Annotated in this window: 15 protein-coding genes; 12 read left to right on the top strand and 3 right to left on the bottom strand. The window is 60.6% G+C overall.

All coding sequences use genetic code 11. The features are described from left to right. Positions 1–31 precede the first annotated feature (31 nt). The 4 genes from C7I87_RS32300 to C7I87_RS32285 all read left to right on the top strand — a co-directional run bounded on the left by C7I87_RS32300 (position 32) and on the right by C7I87_RS32285 (position 1,812). Positions 32–367, top strand: coding sequence for an MbcA/ParS/Xre antitoxin family protein (locus C7I87_RS32300; RefSeq protein WP_179296568.1), 336 nt, complete (start codon positions 32–34; stop codon positions 365–367). After that, entirely contained in the window at positions 364–882 is a 519-nt protein-coding gene (locus C7I87_RS32295; protein ID WP_149908013.1) for an RES family NAD+ phosphorylase, read from the top strand. The genes C7I87_RS32300 and C7I87_RS32295 overlap by 4 nt, the downstream gene beginning before the upstream one ends. A gap of 295 nt (positions 883–1,177) precedes the next feature. After that, a complete protein-coding gene (locus C7I87_RS32290; RefSeq protein ID WP_149908012.1) occupies positions 1,178–1,411 on the top strand; it encodes an AbrB/MazE/SpoVT family DNA-binding domain-containing protein in 234 nt (77 codons plus the stop codon). Next, on the top strand, positions 1,408–1,812 hold the full coding sequence (locus tag C7I87_RS32285; protein WP_149908011.1) for a type II toxin-antitoxin system VapC family toxin: 405 nt from the start codon (positions 1,408–1,410) through the stop codon (positions 1,810–1,812). Before C7I87_RS32290 ends, C7I87_RS32285 begins: the two co-directional genes overlap by 4 nt. A gap of 61 nt (positions 1,813–1,873) precedes the next feature. On the opposite strand, the gene C7I87_RS32280 is transcribed toward C7I87_RS32285, so the two are convergent. Then, complete coding sequence (locus C7I87_RS32280; RefSeq protein ID WP_149908010.1) at positions 1,874–2,989, bottom strand: site-specific integrase; 1,116 nt, start codon at positions 2,987–2,989, stop codon at positions 1,874–1,876. A 4-nt stretch (positions 2,990–2,993) separates the two neighbouring features. Here C7I87_RS32280 and C7I87_RS32275 point away from each other — a divergent pair, with 4 nt between their 5' ends. The 6 genes from C7I87_RS32275 (at position 2,994) to C7I87_RS32250 (ending at position 9,391) form a co-directional block, all read left to right on the top strand. After that, positions 2,994–3,365, top strand: a complete 372-nt coding sequence (locus C7I87_RS32275) for a type II toxin-antitoxin system TacA family antitoxin (protein WP_306440527.1) — start codon at positions 2,994–2,996, stop codon at positions 3,363–3,365. Then, the gene (locus tag C7I87_RS32270) at positions 3,362–3,889 is read left to right on the top strand and encodes a GNAT family N-acetyltransferase (protein WP_149908009.1); all 528 of its coding nucleotides are present in this window, start codon (positions 3,362–3,364) and stop codon (positions 3,887–3,889) included. The genes C7I87_RS32275 and C7I87_RS32270 overlap by 4 nt, the downstream gene beginning before the upstream one ends. 233 nt (positions 3,890–4,122) lie before the next feature. Next, the gene (locus C7I87_RS32265; protein ID WP_149908008.1) at positions 4,123–5,076 is read left to right on the top strand and encodes a DUF1403 family protein; all 954 of its coding nucleotides are present in this window, start codon (positions 4,123–4,125) and stop codon (positions 5,074–5,076) included. Positions 5,077–5,078: 2 nt separating this feature from the next. Further along, positions 5,079–5,777: an SMC-Scp complex subunit ScpB gene (locus C7I87_RS32260; RefSeq protein ID WP_149908007.1), complete on the top strand. Its 699-nt coding sequence runs from the start codon at positions 5,079–5,081 to the stop codon at positions 5,775–5,777. 438 nt (positions 5,778–6,215) lie between these two features. Next, complete coding sequence (locus tag C7I87_RS32255) at positions 6,216–8,273, top strand: AAA family ATPase (protein ID WP_246696494.1); 2,058 nt, start codon at positions 6,216–6,218, stop codon at positions 8,271–8,273. 620 nt (positions 8,274–8,893) lie between these two features. Then, positions 8,894–9,391: a very short patch repair endonuclease gene (locus tag C7I87_RS32250; RefSeq protein WP_306440526.1), complete on the top strand. Its 498-nt coding sequence runs from the start codon at positions 8,894–8,896 to the stop codon at positions 9,389–9,391. On the opposite strand, the gene C7I87_RS32245 is transcribed toward C7I87_RS32250, so the two are convergent. After that, positions 9,337–10,407, bottom strand: coding sequence for a PDDEXK family nuclease (locus C7I87_RS32245; RefSeq protein WP_149908005.1), 1,071 nt, complete (start codon positions 10,405–10,407; stop codon positions 9,337–9,339). The two genes, C7I87_RS32250 and C7I87_RS32245, sit on opposite strands and share 55 nt — an antisense overlap. On the opposite strand from C7I87_RS32245, the gene C7I87_RS32240 reads away from it, so the two are divergent. After that, positions 10,345–12,582 carry a DEAD/DEAH box helicase gene (locus C7I87_RS32240; RefSeq protein ID WP_149908004.1) on the top strand — a complete coding sequence of 746 codons (2,238 nt, stop codon included), beginning with the start codon at positions 10,345–10,347 and terminating at the stop codon, positions 12,580–12,582. The two genes, C7I87_RS32245 and C7I87_RS32240, sit on opposite strands and share 63 nt — an antisense overlap. A 283-nt stretch (positions 12,583–12,865) precedes the next feature. Here C7I87_RS32240 and C7I87_RS36225 read toward each other — a convergent pair whose 3' ends face one another. Further along, entirely contained in the window at positions 12,866–13,885 is a 1,020-nt protein-coding gene (locus C7I87_RS36225) for a potassium channel family protein (RefSeq protein WP_246696492.1), read from the bottom strand. A gap of 115 nt (positions 13,886–14,000) precedes the next feature. Between C7I87_RS36225 and C7I87_RS32225 the strand changes: the two genes are divergently transcribed. After that, positions 14,001–14,864, top strand: a complete 864-nt coding sequence (locus C7I87_RS32225; protein ID WP_149908002.1) for an ATP-dependent DNA ligase — start codon at positions 14,001–14,003, stop codon at positions 14,862–14,864. Positions 14,865–14,903 lie beyond the last annotated feature (39 nt).

Raw genomic sequence — 14,903 nt, 5'->3', positions numbered from 1 at the left:
CGAGCAGAATGGACCTCTCATCTTGTCCTATATGGACCGGAACGGGAAGATTGCGATCGAGCAGGTTGCGGACGGTTTTGGCATGTCCAAGGGCCAGTTGGCCCAGACCGCCGGTCTTGCTCGCGAGACCCTCTATCGCTCAGAGCGCAGCGCTACGGTGAAGACACAGGGGCGTCTGCGGGAAATGCTTGAGATCATCAGTCGTGTGACGGATTGGGCGGGCGGCAAGGAGCAGGCGATGGCTTGGTATCGAGCTCAGCCGCTTCCAGCATTTGGCGGACGCACTGCTGAAGCGCTGGTGAAGGACGGCAAGGCCGCTGCGGTCCGTGACTATCTCGATCACATGGCCGTTGGTGGTTTCGCTTGAGGTTCGTTGGGACCTGCTACCGGGCACACGATCCACGTTGGGCATTCAAGCCGACTTCCGGCGAAGGGGCGGCGATCAGAGGTGCGCGATTTAATCCCAAAGGCGTGCCGGCGCTCTATCTGGCGCTGACCATCATGACAGCGGTCAAGGAAGCCAACCAGGGGTTCGCGCACCGGATCGATCCTTGCGTGCTGTGTTCCTATGAGATCGACTGCGATGACATCGTGGATCTGACAACAGACGAGGCGAGGGGAGAATTTTCTATCGCGCTCGAGGACATGGCCTGCGCCTGGGCGACGGCGCTCAGCGACGGAGAGCGCCCGGCGTCCTGGTCCGTCTACGACCGGCTGCGATCCCAGGGTATTGCGGGCATTCTGGTGCCGAGCTTTGCACCAGGCGCCGAGACAGACGATCGCAACCTCGTGCTTTGGGACTGGGGTCCGTCACCGCCGCATAAGGTGACGGTGTTCGACCCGAGTGGACGATTGCCGAAAGACCAGTTGTCCTGGCGGTAGGGCTCGGTGGCGAACAGCTGTTGGACTTCGGCGCCCATGCCAATTTGGTGCCGGCCTGACTGAATAAGGGGGAGGAGCCTTTTCTTCTACAATCCGTTCGCCTTGATGAAACTGACGCGGAACGATCGTGCCGGCCCTGGTCTTCGCGCGTCATTCGCCTTTCGTCAGTTCGCCAGCGGCGGCGAGTCCCGCGCGTATAGGCCGCTGCGCTCTTTGGTGATTTCGATTAGCTTGGGATTGAAATTTAACGCCTGGAGTAATACCTACTGTATGTCCGGTATTACAAAGGTGAAACATGGCTACGACAGTCACAGCCAAGGGCCAGGTGACCATCCCGAAGCCCGTCCGCGATCTTCTCGGTATTATTCCCGGCAGCAAGGTTGATTTCCGCCGTGCGGCCGATGGCAGTGTGGTGCTTGCGCGCTCTGACAAAAAGCAGCCGGCGAGCCGCTTCGCGAAATTGCGGGGTCATGCCGGCAAGGGGCTCGACACAAACGCGATCATGGCATTGACGCGTGGCGAAGCGTGACGCTGGTCGACACCAACGTTCTGCTCGACCTTGTCACCGATGATCCGAAGTGGGCGGATTGGTCGATCGGTCAGCTTGAGGCGGCGAGCCTCGACGGGCCTCTACTGATCAACGACGCAGTCTATGCCGAGCTTGCCGTTCGATATGAGCGCATTGAGGATCTCGACGCGGTTATCGATGAGGCGGGTCTCGAACTCGCTCCGATGCCGCGCGCTGCCCTGTTTCTTGCTGGAAAGGTATTCACGCAATATCGCAAGTCGGGCGGATCGCGCACCGGCGTGCTACCCGACTTCTTCATTGGCGCCCATGCCGCCGTCGACGGGCTGCCGCTGTTGACCCGCGACATCGGCCGCTATCGCACCTATTTTCCATCATTGAAACTGATCACCCCGAACCGCTGAGCGAACGGTCCGGACGTACGGTCTTGTGGTCGGGCAGGGGAGGGGAGGGAGCCAATTGTCCCTACAGTCCGCTCGCCTTGGTGAGATTGACACGGAAGCGATCGCGGCGGCGCTGGTATTTGCGGGTCATTTCGGCCGAGGCATGACCAAGCTGCTTCTGGACATAGCGTTCGTCGACCTCGGCCGAGGACGCCAAGCCGGCGCGCAACGAGTGGCCGGCAAACATCATGCCGCGTTCGCCCTCCGGCAGATCTCCACGCACGCCGGCCGCCAGCGCGGTGCGTTTGACCAGGCGGGCGACCTCCTGGTCGTTGAGCCGGTCGGCTCCGACTTTTTTGCCTTGCCCTGTCACCCGACGAAAAAGCGGACCGTGGGCGATACGGGCAAGCTTGAGCCAGGTCTGCAGCGCCACGACCGGGCAGCTCGCATCGGACGAGCCGCGCCCAACTTCGACCTCGCGCCAGCCGGTCTTGCCGCGCAGCCGCACCAGCATGCCCTTGTCGAGGATTTCGATCCAGCCGGAAGAATCCTCGGTCTGGTCGCGCGAAACATCGAGGCCGACGACCTCCGAGCGGCGCAGGCCGCCGGCAAAACCAATGAGCAGCATTGCCCGGTCCCGCAGGCCGCGCAGGGTGCCGCGGTCGAGCGTTTCCAGCATGGCGATCAGATCCTCGGGCAACACCGCCTCCTTCTGCCGGGGCGGGGCTGCGTGCTTGTTGCGGATGCCGGCCATGACGGTGGCGATGTGGCGGTCCTTCCTGTCGAGCGGCTGGCCGCGTTGCGCATAATTCCAGGTCAGCGAGGAAAGCCGACGCTCGATCGTCGATACGGATTTTTTGTCCCCTGAGGCCGTGCCTAAGGCACTGCCGGAGGCGAGCGCCGTGATGTATAGCCCCACGGTTTGTGGATCGGGCGGCAAGAGCGAAAAACCCTGGCGTCGGCACCAGCTGGCAAACTGCTTCCAGTCGGAAGCGTAGGCGCGACGGGTATTGGCCGAGCTTGCCGCCTCGACATAGTCGCGGGCACGGCCGGCCAACGCGTCGAGATGCGCCGGCAGCCTCGGATTGGCCACGGCCGGGAGAGGGGAGGGGGCTTCGGTTGACCGCTCCTGCGACACGCGGCCCATCTCCATCACCACATCGATGATGTCGGGAAGATCGTCTTCGTCGGCTTCCATACTGTTGCCATTCCTGTACGCATTCAATGCGCATTGTATTGAAAATCTGGACCGTCAGCTGTATCTAGAGCTCGGACACAGAATCGAGACCGAGCCCATGCCCCGCGCTGCCCTTGACGATACCGATCGGATGAACATCCGGGTTAAGCCGGAGGTGAAAGCACGCCTGCTGCGGGCAGCTGCCCTTCGCCATACCGATCTCACCAGCTTCGTGACCCAATCGGCCTTGCGCGAGGCGGAATCCGTGCTCGCCGAAGCCGACACCATCAAGGTTTCGGAGCGTGATTTCAGCCGCATTCTCGCACTCCTCGACAACCCGCCCAAGCCGAATGAGAAATTGCGCAGGGCTGCGGCAGGGCTGCCCAAGAACCTGTGACGCTGCCGTCCTGGCACGAAGAGCCGATCGCCAAGGCTCATGATCGCAAGGCATTCGACTGCGGCGATGCGCAGATGAATACCTTCGTACAGCGCTATGCGCGCCAGGGGCATGAGCAGAACGCCGTCAAGACGTTCTGCGCGGTTGCCGACGATGCGCCGAACAGGGTCCTGGGCTTCTACAGCCTGGCGCCGGCTTCGGTCGACCACGCCGCCGTTCCTGCCGCGATGATCAAGGGCCTGGCGCGTCACAATGTGCCGAGTTTTCTGCTGGCGCGTCTGGCCGTGGACAAATCCGTCGCGGGCAGGGGGCTTGGTGGCCAGCTTCTGCTCGCGGCCGCGCTGCGCTGCATCCGGGTCGCGGACGCGGTTGGCGGCGTGCTGATCATCATCGACGCCAAGAACGAGCGGGCCGCCCGATGGTATGGCGGTTATGGAGCAGAGCCGCTGGAGGATCGTCCGCTGACCCTCGTCTCTCCGCTGGCGACCTTTGCCGCAACCCTTAGGGCAAGCGGGCACCTGTGACGAGCGCACCCGATCGGCCGACACCGCGGCTTCCGATCCTGTGCTGTGGGATGGTCCGGACGGTCGCTGGGGGTGAAATTCAGGCTTTTGCTCGATAAAAACGGCCATTTCTCCTATAGAGAACAAAACGAACGATAATGCAACATTATCATTCGTTTTAGACGTGCGACAGGCTGTGCGTTTTAACGCGAAAATGATGGCGAAAAGCGCACGCGCGATTTACCCTCGAAAGCATGATTCGCCTCGATCCCGCGACCGCCAACCCCGCCGCGCCGCCCACCGTGCCGGCCTGGGCGCTTGCGGCCGGCGGCGCGTCGAGCGACGCTGACGCCGCCTTCCAGGCCGGCGCCGCGCTGGCGACGCTGGACACGCTTACCCGCACACAAGCCAGCTGGGCCGGCGCCTGGCGCCAGCGCCAGGCGCTGAAGAGTGCTGCCGCCAGCATGCGTCTCGTGGGCCGCTCAGAGGACGAAGCCGCCCTGCGCGATGCCTGGCTGCTGCGCCCGGCCGGCGCCGATCCCGGCCCCGCCGGCGCCATTTTGGGCGCCTGGCGGCAGTTGGCCGCCCATCCGCCCATCGCCCACGCCGACAGGCTCGAAAAGATCGTCGACCAGCTTGGTCTCCACTGGGACGGCGCGGCGCTCGCCGACCTCTGCACGCAAATCGAACATCTGGCTACGTCGCGTCGCTCGGCACCATTCGCCGCCGCGGCGATTGCCGCTCATATCGTCGCGACGCGGCCCGACTCCGAGCTTTTGGCCTGGTGGCTCGCCGACCTGGTGCTGGCGCAAAGCCTGCGCTGGCCGCGGCCGCTGCCGTTCTTGGTGACCCAGGTTTTTTCGCCGACCTTCCGCTCCGAAAGTGGAGGCAAAAGAATCCGGCCGGGCGAAAAGAATTTTGAGCGGGCGGTCTGCGTTGCGCTGGTTCAAGCGGCGGCGGAAGCCTGCCGGCTGGGCGGCGAGTTGTCGCGCCGCGCCGAAAGACTGCTAGCGGTGGCGCCGAAACTGCGCGCGAAAGGCGCCGGCGACGTGATTTTTTTGCTCCTGAATGAAGATGCCGTTTCCGGCTCGCTCGTGACAAAGAACCTGTCGCGGTTTGCGGCACGGCGCCTATTCGAGCGGCTGCAACAGCTCGATGCGGTGCGTGAGCTGTCGGGCCGCACCACCTTTCGGCTGTTTGGGTTGTAGCGATGAGCGAATCGTCCGCCCGCCGCAAGCCGAACGAACAGCCTGTGCTGGTCGACACCGAGCTCGAGCACCTGCCGCCAGAACTGCGCTGGCGGGAATGGATGGGCCGCGTCGAAGCGGTGATCTTTGCCGCCAGCGAACCGGTGACACGTAGTGTCCTCGCGCGGGTGGTGGGGAAGAATTGCAATCTCGAGCTGATCATCGACGACATCCGCGCCGAACTCGTCGGCCGCCCTTACGAGCTCGTGTCGGTCGCCGGCGGCTGGCAGCACCGGACGAAGAAAGTCTTTGGCGACGCCATCCAGGCGGCCTTCGGCATGCCCTCGGGGCAAGGGACAAAAGAGCTGTCGCAATCCGAGGCGCTCGTCTTGATGTGCATTGCCTATTTCCAGCCGATCACGCGTGGCGAGCTGTCTTCCTTCTTCGGCAAGGAGGTGTCACGCGACCTGATCGGTGTGCTGCGGGGGCAGAACCTCATCGCCTCGGGGCCGCGCAGTCCGCAGCCGGGCGCGCCCTATACCTATGTGACGACAAAAAATTTCCTGTCGCAGTTCGGGCTCGACACGCTGCGCCAGCTGCCGGATTTCGAAGCTCTCGAGGACGCCGGGCTGCTGTCGAAGGAAAAGCTGCTGGCCGGTGATATTCCGGTGGGACTGGCAGACGGAGAGGTCGACGATGCCACTTTCGAGATAGAGGCATGAACTGAAATCGGGGATATAAGGAATGAAGTTCGAGTCACGCTCGGTGCGCCAAAACCGCCGATTGCCCTCCACAGTACGCTTTAGCCGCCGAAACCACGCCGTGCGAAGAACGGGAGATAGCCCATCGGTGAAAAAGCGTAGAAATGGCGGCGTTTGGCGTTAAGAAACGTTCGAATCGCTTACGGTCGATGGGTCGATTTTGACCCCTGGCCCTAGCTGCATCCCGAAGCGGACACCCAGCAATTAATTGCTGAGCAGCCGCCCAAGCCGCGAAAGCGTCCCGGACCCGCCAACTCCGCTGATAACTTTGAGTTTTCTTGGGGATTGAGCTTACCTACCGCGCGCAAATCGGAGCTTTAGGTTCATAGTCTCTCCGTCTTGGAAGCGGAGGACGTTGGTGTGCCCCAACTAACTGTTGTCATCAGCAACTGTAACAGTGTGGATCGTGCCGAAATCAGCGTGCTGAAAGGCACGCTGAATATCAAATATGGGCCCAACGGCCTTGGCAAAAGTACTTTGGCAAAAGCTGTTGTCAGCCAAATTCGCGGAGATGGCACTCTCGGTGACCTCATGCCATTCAAGAGCCGAGGCAAGGCGGATGCACCGCTGCCGTCTGTGCACGGGATAGACGGTATGGCGTCCGCGCTTGTCTTCGATGATGACTACGTCCAGCAGTTCGTTTTCCAGAAAGACGAAGTCCTTAAGAACAGCTTCGACATCTTCATCAAAACGCCGGACTATGTCGCAGCGATGGACTCCATCGACATCCTGCTATCTGGTGTGAAGCAGACGCTCACCAACAGTGCGGAAATCGAACAGACTATTTCCGACTTCAAGGAAATGCGCGATGCGTTCGGCAAATCGAAGCCCGGCAACATTCCGAAGAACAGCAAGATTCATAAGGCTTTCGGCACCGGCAATAAGACCGAGAATATTCCCGAGGCGCTGAAGCCCTTCGAGACTTTCATTAAGAGCCAGGAACCGTCCAAGTGGATCGGCTGGCAGATCAAAGGCAACGAGTATCTGAAGCTGGGCGACAATTGTCCCTATTGCGCCACTCCGCTCGTTGGTGAGGGGCAGAAAGACACCGCCCTCGCCGTCGAGAAGGAATTCGACGCCACGGCGGTGGGTCACCTCAACACACTCAAAGCGGTGATCGAAAGGCTTGGCAAATATTTCAGCGAGAAGTGCCGCGAGAACCTGCGGAAGGTAACGAAAACCAAGATTGACCTAACCGCCGCCGAGGTAAGTTTCCTTACGAGCCTCAAGGCTGAGATCGACGGCATGATCACCCAGTTGGAAGGTCTCCGGGCTATCTCCTTTTTCTCCCTGCGCGATGTGGACCAGATCAGTGAGAAGATCACCCCGCTGAAGATCGACCTGGCGCTCATGGACAAGCTCGATTCCCCGGAGACCCGGAGCATCACAGATCCTGTCAACGCGCAGCTTGAAGACCTGCTTACAAAGGTTGGCGACCTGACCGGAAGGGTCAACAAGCACAAGGCCAAGATTAAAAAGGCGATAGAGGCCAACCAGGTCAGCATCAACACGTTCCTAAGGTCCGCCGGCTACAAGTACGTTGTCGAGATCGTTCCGGAGGAACAATCCTACAAAATGAAGCTGGTGCACCGGGATCTGGCCGGTCACTTGGAAGCTGCGTCCAAGCACCTGAGCTACGGCGAAAAGAACGCCTTTGCCCTGGTTCTTTTCATGCACCAGGTGCTGAGCGAAAGCCCGGACTTGGTAGTGCTGGACGACCCCATTTCGTCGTTCGACAAGAACAAGAAGTTTGCCATTCTGCACGAGCTGTTCCAGGGCAAGGCCAGCCTGAGAGGGCGGACCACCCTTTTGCTGACCCATGACATCGAGCCCGCCATCGATGTTATCAAAAGTACCAAGGAGGTGTTTCAGGGGGCAAAACCATCGGCGTCTTTCCTTTCTTCGCGCGGGGGTATTGTGAAAGAAGTGCCGATCGTGAGGGAAGACATCCAGACCTTTGCCAGAGTCTGCAGGGCGAATATCACCGCGCTGCAGGACCCGATCCTGCAGGCCATTTATCTGCGGCGCGACTACGAGCTACGAGATGAAGTCGGCGTGGAGTACAATCTGCTGGCAAGCCTGTTCAAAGGCCGCGCCGTTCCTACGCTGCAGACGGCGACTGAAAACCGGAACATGACCCCGGAGGAGAAGCAGGCAGCAGAGGAAAGCATTCGAAAAGAACACCTGCCAGGGTTCAACTACGATGCGCTGGTCGCTGAGGTGAACGACGTGAACGCCATCCGCGCCAAATTCGCGGCCACGGACGTCGGCTATGAGAAAATCCAGCTGTTCCGGATTTTCAACATCGAACACGACGATGACGTGATCCGGAAATTTATCAATGAATCGTACCACATCGAAAATGAGTACGTGATGCAGCTCAACCCGCATAAGTTCGAGAGCATCCCCGAGTACGTCATTGATGAATGCGTTCGCATGCTGCCGCCCATCCAATAAACCTTGATCAGCATTGCATGGAGGTTCGCATCCAGGAATTGACGACGTTCCTGGAGCGCGCGACAGCCGCAATTGAATCGCGTTTTATGAAGCTGTCGATCATGGTGGAACACCAATCTATCGGGAGAGAGTTTATTGCTACGAGCTATATCACCAGTTGCGCACCCGATGGACAGGTACATCGCCGTTCACCCTTAATGGCGATGTCGACAAGCGAGGTCACGAGGCGCTGCGCAATTTGCAGGCTTCGAGCACCGTTCCGGACCTATTGGTACATATCCTGAAGACTGGAACGGCAATCACGCCATCATTGAAATCAAACACGCCGGGGCGCATCCCGACGACATTCTGAAAGACCTCACTAATCTTAGCATATTCCGCAGACGCGTGGAGTCCGATCGCGCCATCTATCTGTTTTCCGGCGGCTTGCCCATTGAGGTGCAGGAGATCGCATTCTCATGCTAGTTTTGCAACTCGTCGAGCTATGGCTTCACGAGACCGCCGGTGAACCAGCGAGGTTCATTGAGACTCTGTAGACCTGATTATGCCGCAGATGTTGATGCTGCGTCTTCATTAGTGGGAAGAAGGGGGTTGCCCGCCCGACTTCCCACGCTCAAACGATGCGACCGAAGACCGCCAAAGTATGCCATCGGAAGGGCGACGTATCCATGACTGATAGTGTGCGCAGCCGAAACATGGCCGCAATCCGCGGCAAGGACACGGTCCCGGAACTGCGGGTGCGCCGTTTTCTCTATGCGCAGGGCCTCCGTTACCGCCTTCATGCAGGCGGGCTGCCCGGAAAGCCTGATCTGGTTTTCCGATCGCGTTATACGGTGGTGTTCGTTCACGGCTGTTTCTGGCACGGATGTCCACATTGCCGCACGGGCCGCCGCACGGTGAAATCCAACGCCGGCTACTGGACGCCGAAGCTGGAGCGCAACAAGGCGCGTGATACCCGCGTGCGTGCGGAGCTGAAAGGCCTCGGGTGGCGTGTGTTTGTGATCTGGGAATGCCAGACAAAAGATCAGGCGGCGCTGGGTCGGCTGGTCCCGGAATTGCGCGATCAGCCTTCGTCCGGCTCCTCGCCGTGCACGGCTTCCGGTCCAGGACCTGAATAGTCGGACCGGCTTTCCAGGCTCTCGATTGGAACATCCTTGCGGCGCGGCTTGCGTGGTCTGGCGCCGGGGGCTGCCCTCATGTCCTCGACGGGCACGTCGGCGACGACGGTCTTGGCGAGTTCCGGCCAGAACAGCTTGAGCCGTCCCGAGAGGGCCGAAAGTAATCCGACTTCCGCATCGATGTTCGAGAGGGCGGCAGCGGGAGCGACCTCAAGCGCCCAGTGCGAGATAGAAGGGGCATCCGTGCCGATCATTTTTCTGACCACGATGGGAGACGGCGTGACATCGGTCCGCGCATCGGGGTCGAATACGTAAATCCAGGCCGGGCAGGGGTCAAGACGCTCGCGTCCGGGCGCGAGCAGGCTGAACGTTCCGTCCGTCTCCGCTTTCAAATCGGGAGCGCCGAGATGACGCTGCCAACTATCCCAGACGGATTGCGGAATCGCGAGAACGCACCCGGCGCAGCGGTCATGTTGGCCTAGCTGGAACTTGAACATCATCTGGTAGAAGGTGCGCTTGAATACGTTGGCGATGTTGGGGCCTTCCACGCCCTCGGACAGCCACCACTGATTATCCTGCACGGTCAGACCGAAGTGCGTCGGATGCATTCGCAGGCCCTCGCGCAGGTTGCGTACGGCATCGCGGTAGGAACCGTGGAAATCCATCGTCTGGATTTCAAGGATACCAAGGCGCCCGATATGGGGAACGCCATCCTTGTTCGTGACTTCGACGACCGTCACATCGAACGAGAACTCCGGCGAGCGTTCGGTTGGTGGGATTGAAAGCTCGCCGCTGGTCTTCTTGTCGAAGTAAATGAAAACATGCTCCCCAGCGGCCAGACGCCTGCCAATGTCGTCCCGAACATCCGTGCGCTTGAGCGTGACGGCCGGAGTGACAAACGGGTGAATACCCGCAGGCAGGGCGAAGAGCTGGCGGATTGAGTTCGACACCAGATCGTCGTTGAGAGCGCGGTACGGGCAGGCTCTGAGGCGCCCCCCGGATTCGACAGGCTTCATGAAACGATCCGGCGCTGGATCTGGGAGCGTAAGTGGGAGGAACTCCGCGATGTCCAGGACAAGGCGGTCGCCGCGATCCTGGGCGGCCGGAACGACGTCCTGATTGCGGCCGCCACCGCGGCCGGAAAAACGGAAGCCGCCTTCTTGCCAATCCTGACGAAAGTGGCGGCGCGGGCGGAGCCGGGCGTGTCGGTCCTCTATGTGGGTCCGCTCAAGGCCCTAATCAACGACCAGTTCCGCCGCCTGGACGACCTCTGCGAGCGGATGGAGATCGACGTCGTCCGATGGCATGGGGATGCGCCTCAAGCCGCCAAGCAGCGGACTAGACGCGATCCGCGCGGCGTCGTCCTGATAACTCCGGAATCCATCGAGGCGATGCTCCTCCGTCGCCCGGGTGATGCGAGGAGGATGCTCGGCGCGCTGGAGTTCATCGTCATCGACGAACTGCATGCCTTTCTGAGCGGGCCGCGCGGCCTCCATCTGGCTACCTTGCTTCGGCGGCTGGATGCCTTGTCCGTGGAACCGGCAAGGCGGATCGGGCTTTCCGCTACGATAGGCGACCTATCCGTTGCCGCCGGCTGGCTGAATGCAGCTTCGCCTTCGTCCGTTTCGATCGTGGAGTCCTCGGCCGACTCGCCCGAGCTAAGGCTCCAGCTGCGGGCGTACGCGGATGGCGAGGACGCCGAAGAAATCGACGGACTGGAGGCGGACGAGAAGCCAGTAGCGCTGGACTTCATCGCCGACCATATGTTCGCCACGCTTCGCGGAGCGAACAACCTTGTATTCTCCGGGTCGCGTCGGCGGGTGGAAGCCCTGGCGGACAGGCTGCGGACGCGATCCGAGAATGGCGGTGTCCCGAACGAGTTCTTTCCCCATCATGGCAGCCTCTCCAAGGAATTGCGGGAGGAACTCGAAGAAAGGTTGAAACAGGCCAACCTGCCCACGACGGCGGTCGCGACGACCACTTTGGAGCTAGGCATCGATATCGGATCTATCAAGTCGGTGGCCCAGGTCGGCGCGCCGCGGTCGCTCGCCTCGCTTCGCCAACGTCTGGGACGCAGTGGCCGGCGGCGCGGCGTTCCGGCAATCCTTCGCATGTATGTGAGAGAACGAAATCTCGGACAGGATTCCGACCCACTCGCTCACCTGAGGCTGGAGACGGTGCGTGCAGTTGCCGCCGTGCGCCTGCTCGTCGCGAAGTTCGTCGAACCGCCTTCCATCGTCGATGCCGTCGCGACCGTCGCGCTTCACCAGACGCTCTCCGTGATCGCACAGGAGGGCGGGCTGCGCGCCGATCGCCTTTTCGAGACGATTTGCTCCGCTGGTCCGCTTTCCGTTTTGGGAAAGGGCGACTATGTCGAGTTGCTGCGCGGCATGGCTTCGGCGGATAATGGGCTGCTGGAGCAGGCGCCTGATGGTACCGTCATGCTCGGTGAAATCGGTGAGCGGCTTACGGCTGGCCGTGACTTCTATGCCGTGTTTTCGACGGACGAGGAGTGGCGGATCGTCTGCGGCGGGCGGACGCTTGGCGCCATCCCGATCTCGAACCCGGTCGCCGTTGGAGTGGTGATCGCGTTCGCCGGACAGCGCTGGCGTATCGCATCGGTGGACGACCGCAGCAAGGTGCTCGAGGTCGAGCGGCATCGGTCCGGAAAGATCCCTCAGTTCGACAACGTGATGAGCGAACCTGTCCACGACAGGCTTTCGGCCGAGATGCGAGCGGTCTTGGAAGGCTACGACATTCCCGCTTATCTCGATGCGACCGCCGCCGACTTCCTGCGCCAGGGGAGGGAGGCCTATCTGGAGCTCGGACTGCGGCAGACCAGATTCCTGCCGGCGGGGAAGGATACGCACGTCCTAACCTGGAGAGGCACCGAAGCCAATGCCGTTCTCGCTTTCACATTGGTTTCGGCAGGCCTTGAATGCGCGGTGCACGACGTCGGCGTGACGGTTTTGGAGACTACGCCTGAAGAAGCGGAGGCGGTCCTTCGCCAGGTAGCCGAACGCCCACCGGATATCGAGTCCATTTCGGAGTTCGTCGAGAACCTCGAGACAGCGAGGTTCGACGGTATGGTCCCTAAGCCGCTTTTGAGAAGGCTTTGGGCCAAGGCGCGCGCGAACATTGGGAAAGAGATCGGCGCGGTCGCGACAGAACTACTCAATCCGCGCGGCTAAGCGGTGCTTGGAGAAGAAATTGTTGCCTAGGGAGGCAATCGGGTCGCTTGGCAAATGCGGTTCAGCCGCACCCTAAACAGGAGGAATGACGCATGGCGAGGCAGCATTCAACGCCTCTGGTTATCTCAAGCGACGGCGCTTCGGTAGTGGCCGCAAAACTCCTCGAGCCTTTCCATCTTGCCTGCCCATCGCCGAGATCGATCCGTTGTTCGCTAAAGGGCACAAAGCCGCTCCTCGCCGACGGAACGAAAGAGTTGGCTATGTCAGGCGGGCGCAGCCTGCTCTACCTCCTCTTCCAGAAATTTTCCATAGAAAGGTAGGTGAACGAGGCCGTCCAGCTTAACAGCACCAGGCCGGTGAGCGCCTCAGAAGAGGCAATCAGTCGCATTGGACCCTCTGCCCTGATGTCACCGACTCCGAGCGTCGTATAATTGGTGATGGAGAAATACAGGAAGTCGATCCAGCCATCGGAGATTTTTCCGACGATTTCGCCTAACAGGCCGTAGCTATGGAGGCACCAGAAGACGAAACCGTAAAACGTAATCTCGACAGTGTGAGCGGCAAGCGCTCCGAAGATTACGATCAGCAATCGTCCGCGGCTCGGAAACCCGCCGACCTCGGCGGAGCGGGCAGAACTCGCGACCATTTTGAAAGCCTCGTAGTGGACGAGAACGCAGGCGATTGCCAGAACGAGCGATACGAGACTGACTGCGATGACGTTCATGATGATGCACCGTTTGAGGAAGGCTTCGTGTTGATCGCGCGAATCAGTGTTGGTGTGAGGGTCTCTGCGGCGGGTAGCACGGAACTGATTGGCTCGTCCGGCTCGGCCCGCAGCCGTGGACACGTCATCGGCAGACCGATCAGCGGGCTTCGCTATTTTTGTCGAGTGAATTCGGGTCGCTGCGGGCTGTCGCCAGTGGCTTATGCCCAGGCACTTCATGCCAGAAGACTTGACGAAAATCTCGTTGGTCCACCGGTTGAAGCATTCGGGACAATTGTAGAAATGCTCCTGCTCTTTTGCGGGTTCAGGTCCGTGCACCTTGCCAGGCATCGGCGGACCGAAGTTGGACAAGTTCGTCAGTTCCGAGAGGTCTGGACGCTCGTCAGGTCCGACCAAGCTGTACTTGTATACAGCGGCTTGCTCTTCATCGACCACGCGGAACCAATGATCCTGTAGTGTGCTCGGCGAGACACTTTGACCAGCCGTCACTTCGGCGGCCTTTATGGGATTGTCCTCCACGACGACGCCGGATGACACCACCGTGTCGCCTTGGATCTCTTCCACCTGGTACTTCGTCATCGTCGCTTCGTCCGACGGGTGGCAAGGTGGTGCGCCCAGCTTTGTTGTTCGGCGCATGCAGGTTCGGAACAATTTTAGATAAAGCTAATTGACTCGCAGTCTGCGAGTCCTATGCATGCGTCTGAAATTCATCCGGCCTATGGAGCCCGCACTGGTGGATACGCCACCGCAAGGCGACGAGTGGATTTTCGAGATCAAGTTTGATGGCTACCGGACCCAGGTCATCAAGGATGAGGATGGCGTCCGGCTGCTAACCAAGAACGGCCACGACTGGACGGGTCGCTATATCCAACTTGCCGGCGAGGCGGCGGCGATCGACGCAGCAAACTTTGTCATTGATGGCGAGACCATCACGATCGACCAGGCGGGCCTTTTAGACTTCCATGCTTTGCAGTCGGCGGTGACCAGCCGACCGCCCTCCGGTGATCTGTATCTGGTCGCCTTTGACCTTCTGCACCTCAACGACCACGACTTGCGAGACATGCCGGCGGAGGATCGTCGTGAGATCCTACACGAACTGATTCCCGACGGCGGGCGCATACAGTTCAGCGAGGCTCTACCCGGCACCGGGGATGCCGTTTTTCACCTTGTCGACCGGGCAGGGCTGGAAGGCATGATCGCCAAGCGTCGCACCAGCACCTATCGCAGCGGGCCAACAATGAACTGGCGCAAAATCAAATGCTACGCCGAAAAGGAGATGGACATCATTGGCGTCCAGCGCGAGGCCGGAAAGCCGGCCATGGTGCTGATGGCCGACAAGGGCCGATACGCCGGCGGCGCCTTCGTCACTTTTAAGGCCGACAAGCGCCAGCGCCTGTGGGATCGGGTTCAAGGTAAGGTAGGAGGGCCGGTGCCGAAAGGGATTAAGAGCGACAGGGCCGAATGGCTAAAGCCCGGGCTTGTCGGGCGTGTGAAGTTCCTGAAGGGCGAAGAAAAGCTACGTCATGCGAAGCTGCTGGATTTTCGCGAGAGATCTTGAACCCGCGCAGGTCTAGTCAGCTTTTAGAAGCGGGCGGAG

This window comes from Mesorhizobium sp. SARCC-RB16n, assembly GCF_008520305.1.
GTDB lineage: Bacteria > Pseudomonadota > Alphaproteobacteria > Rhizobiales > Rhizobiaceae > Mesorhizobium.
The sequence above is the reverse complement of the archived record's forward strand: the minus strand, read 5'-3'. Positions and strand labels throughout refer to the sequence as shown.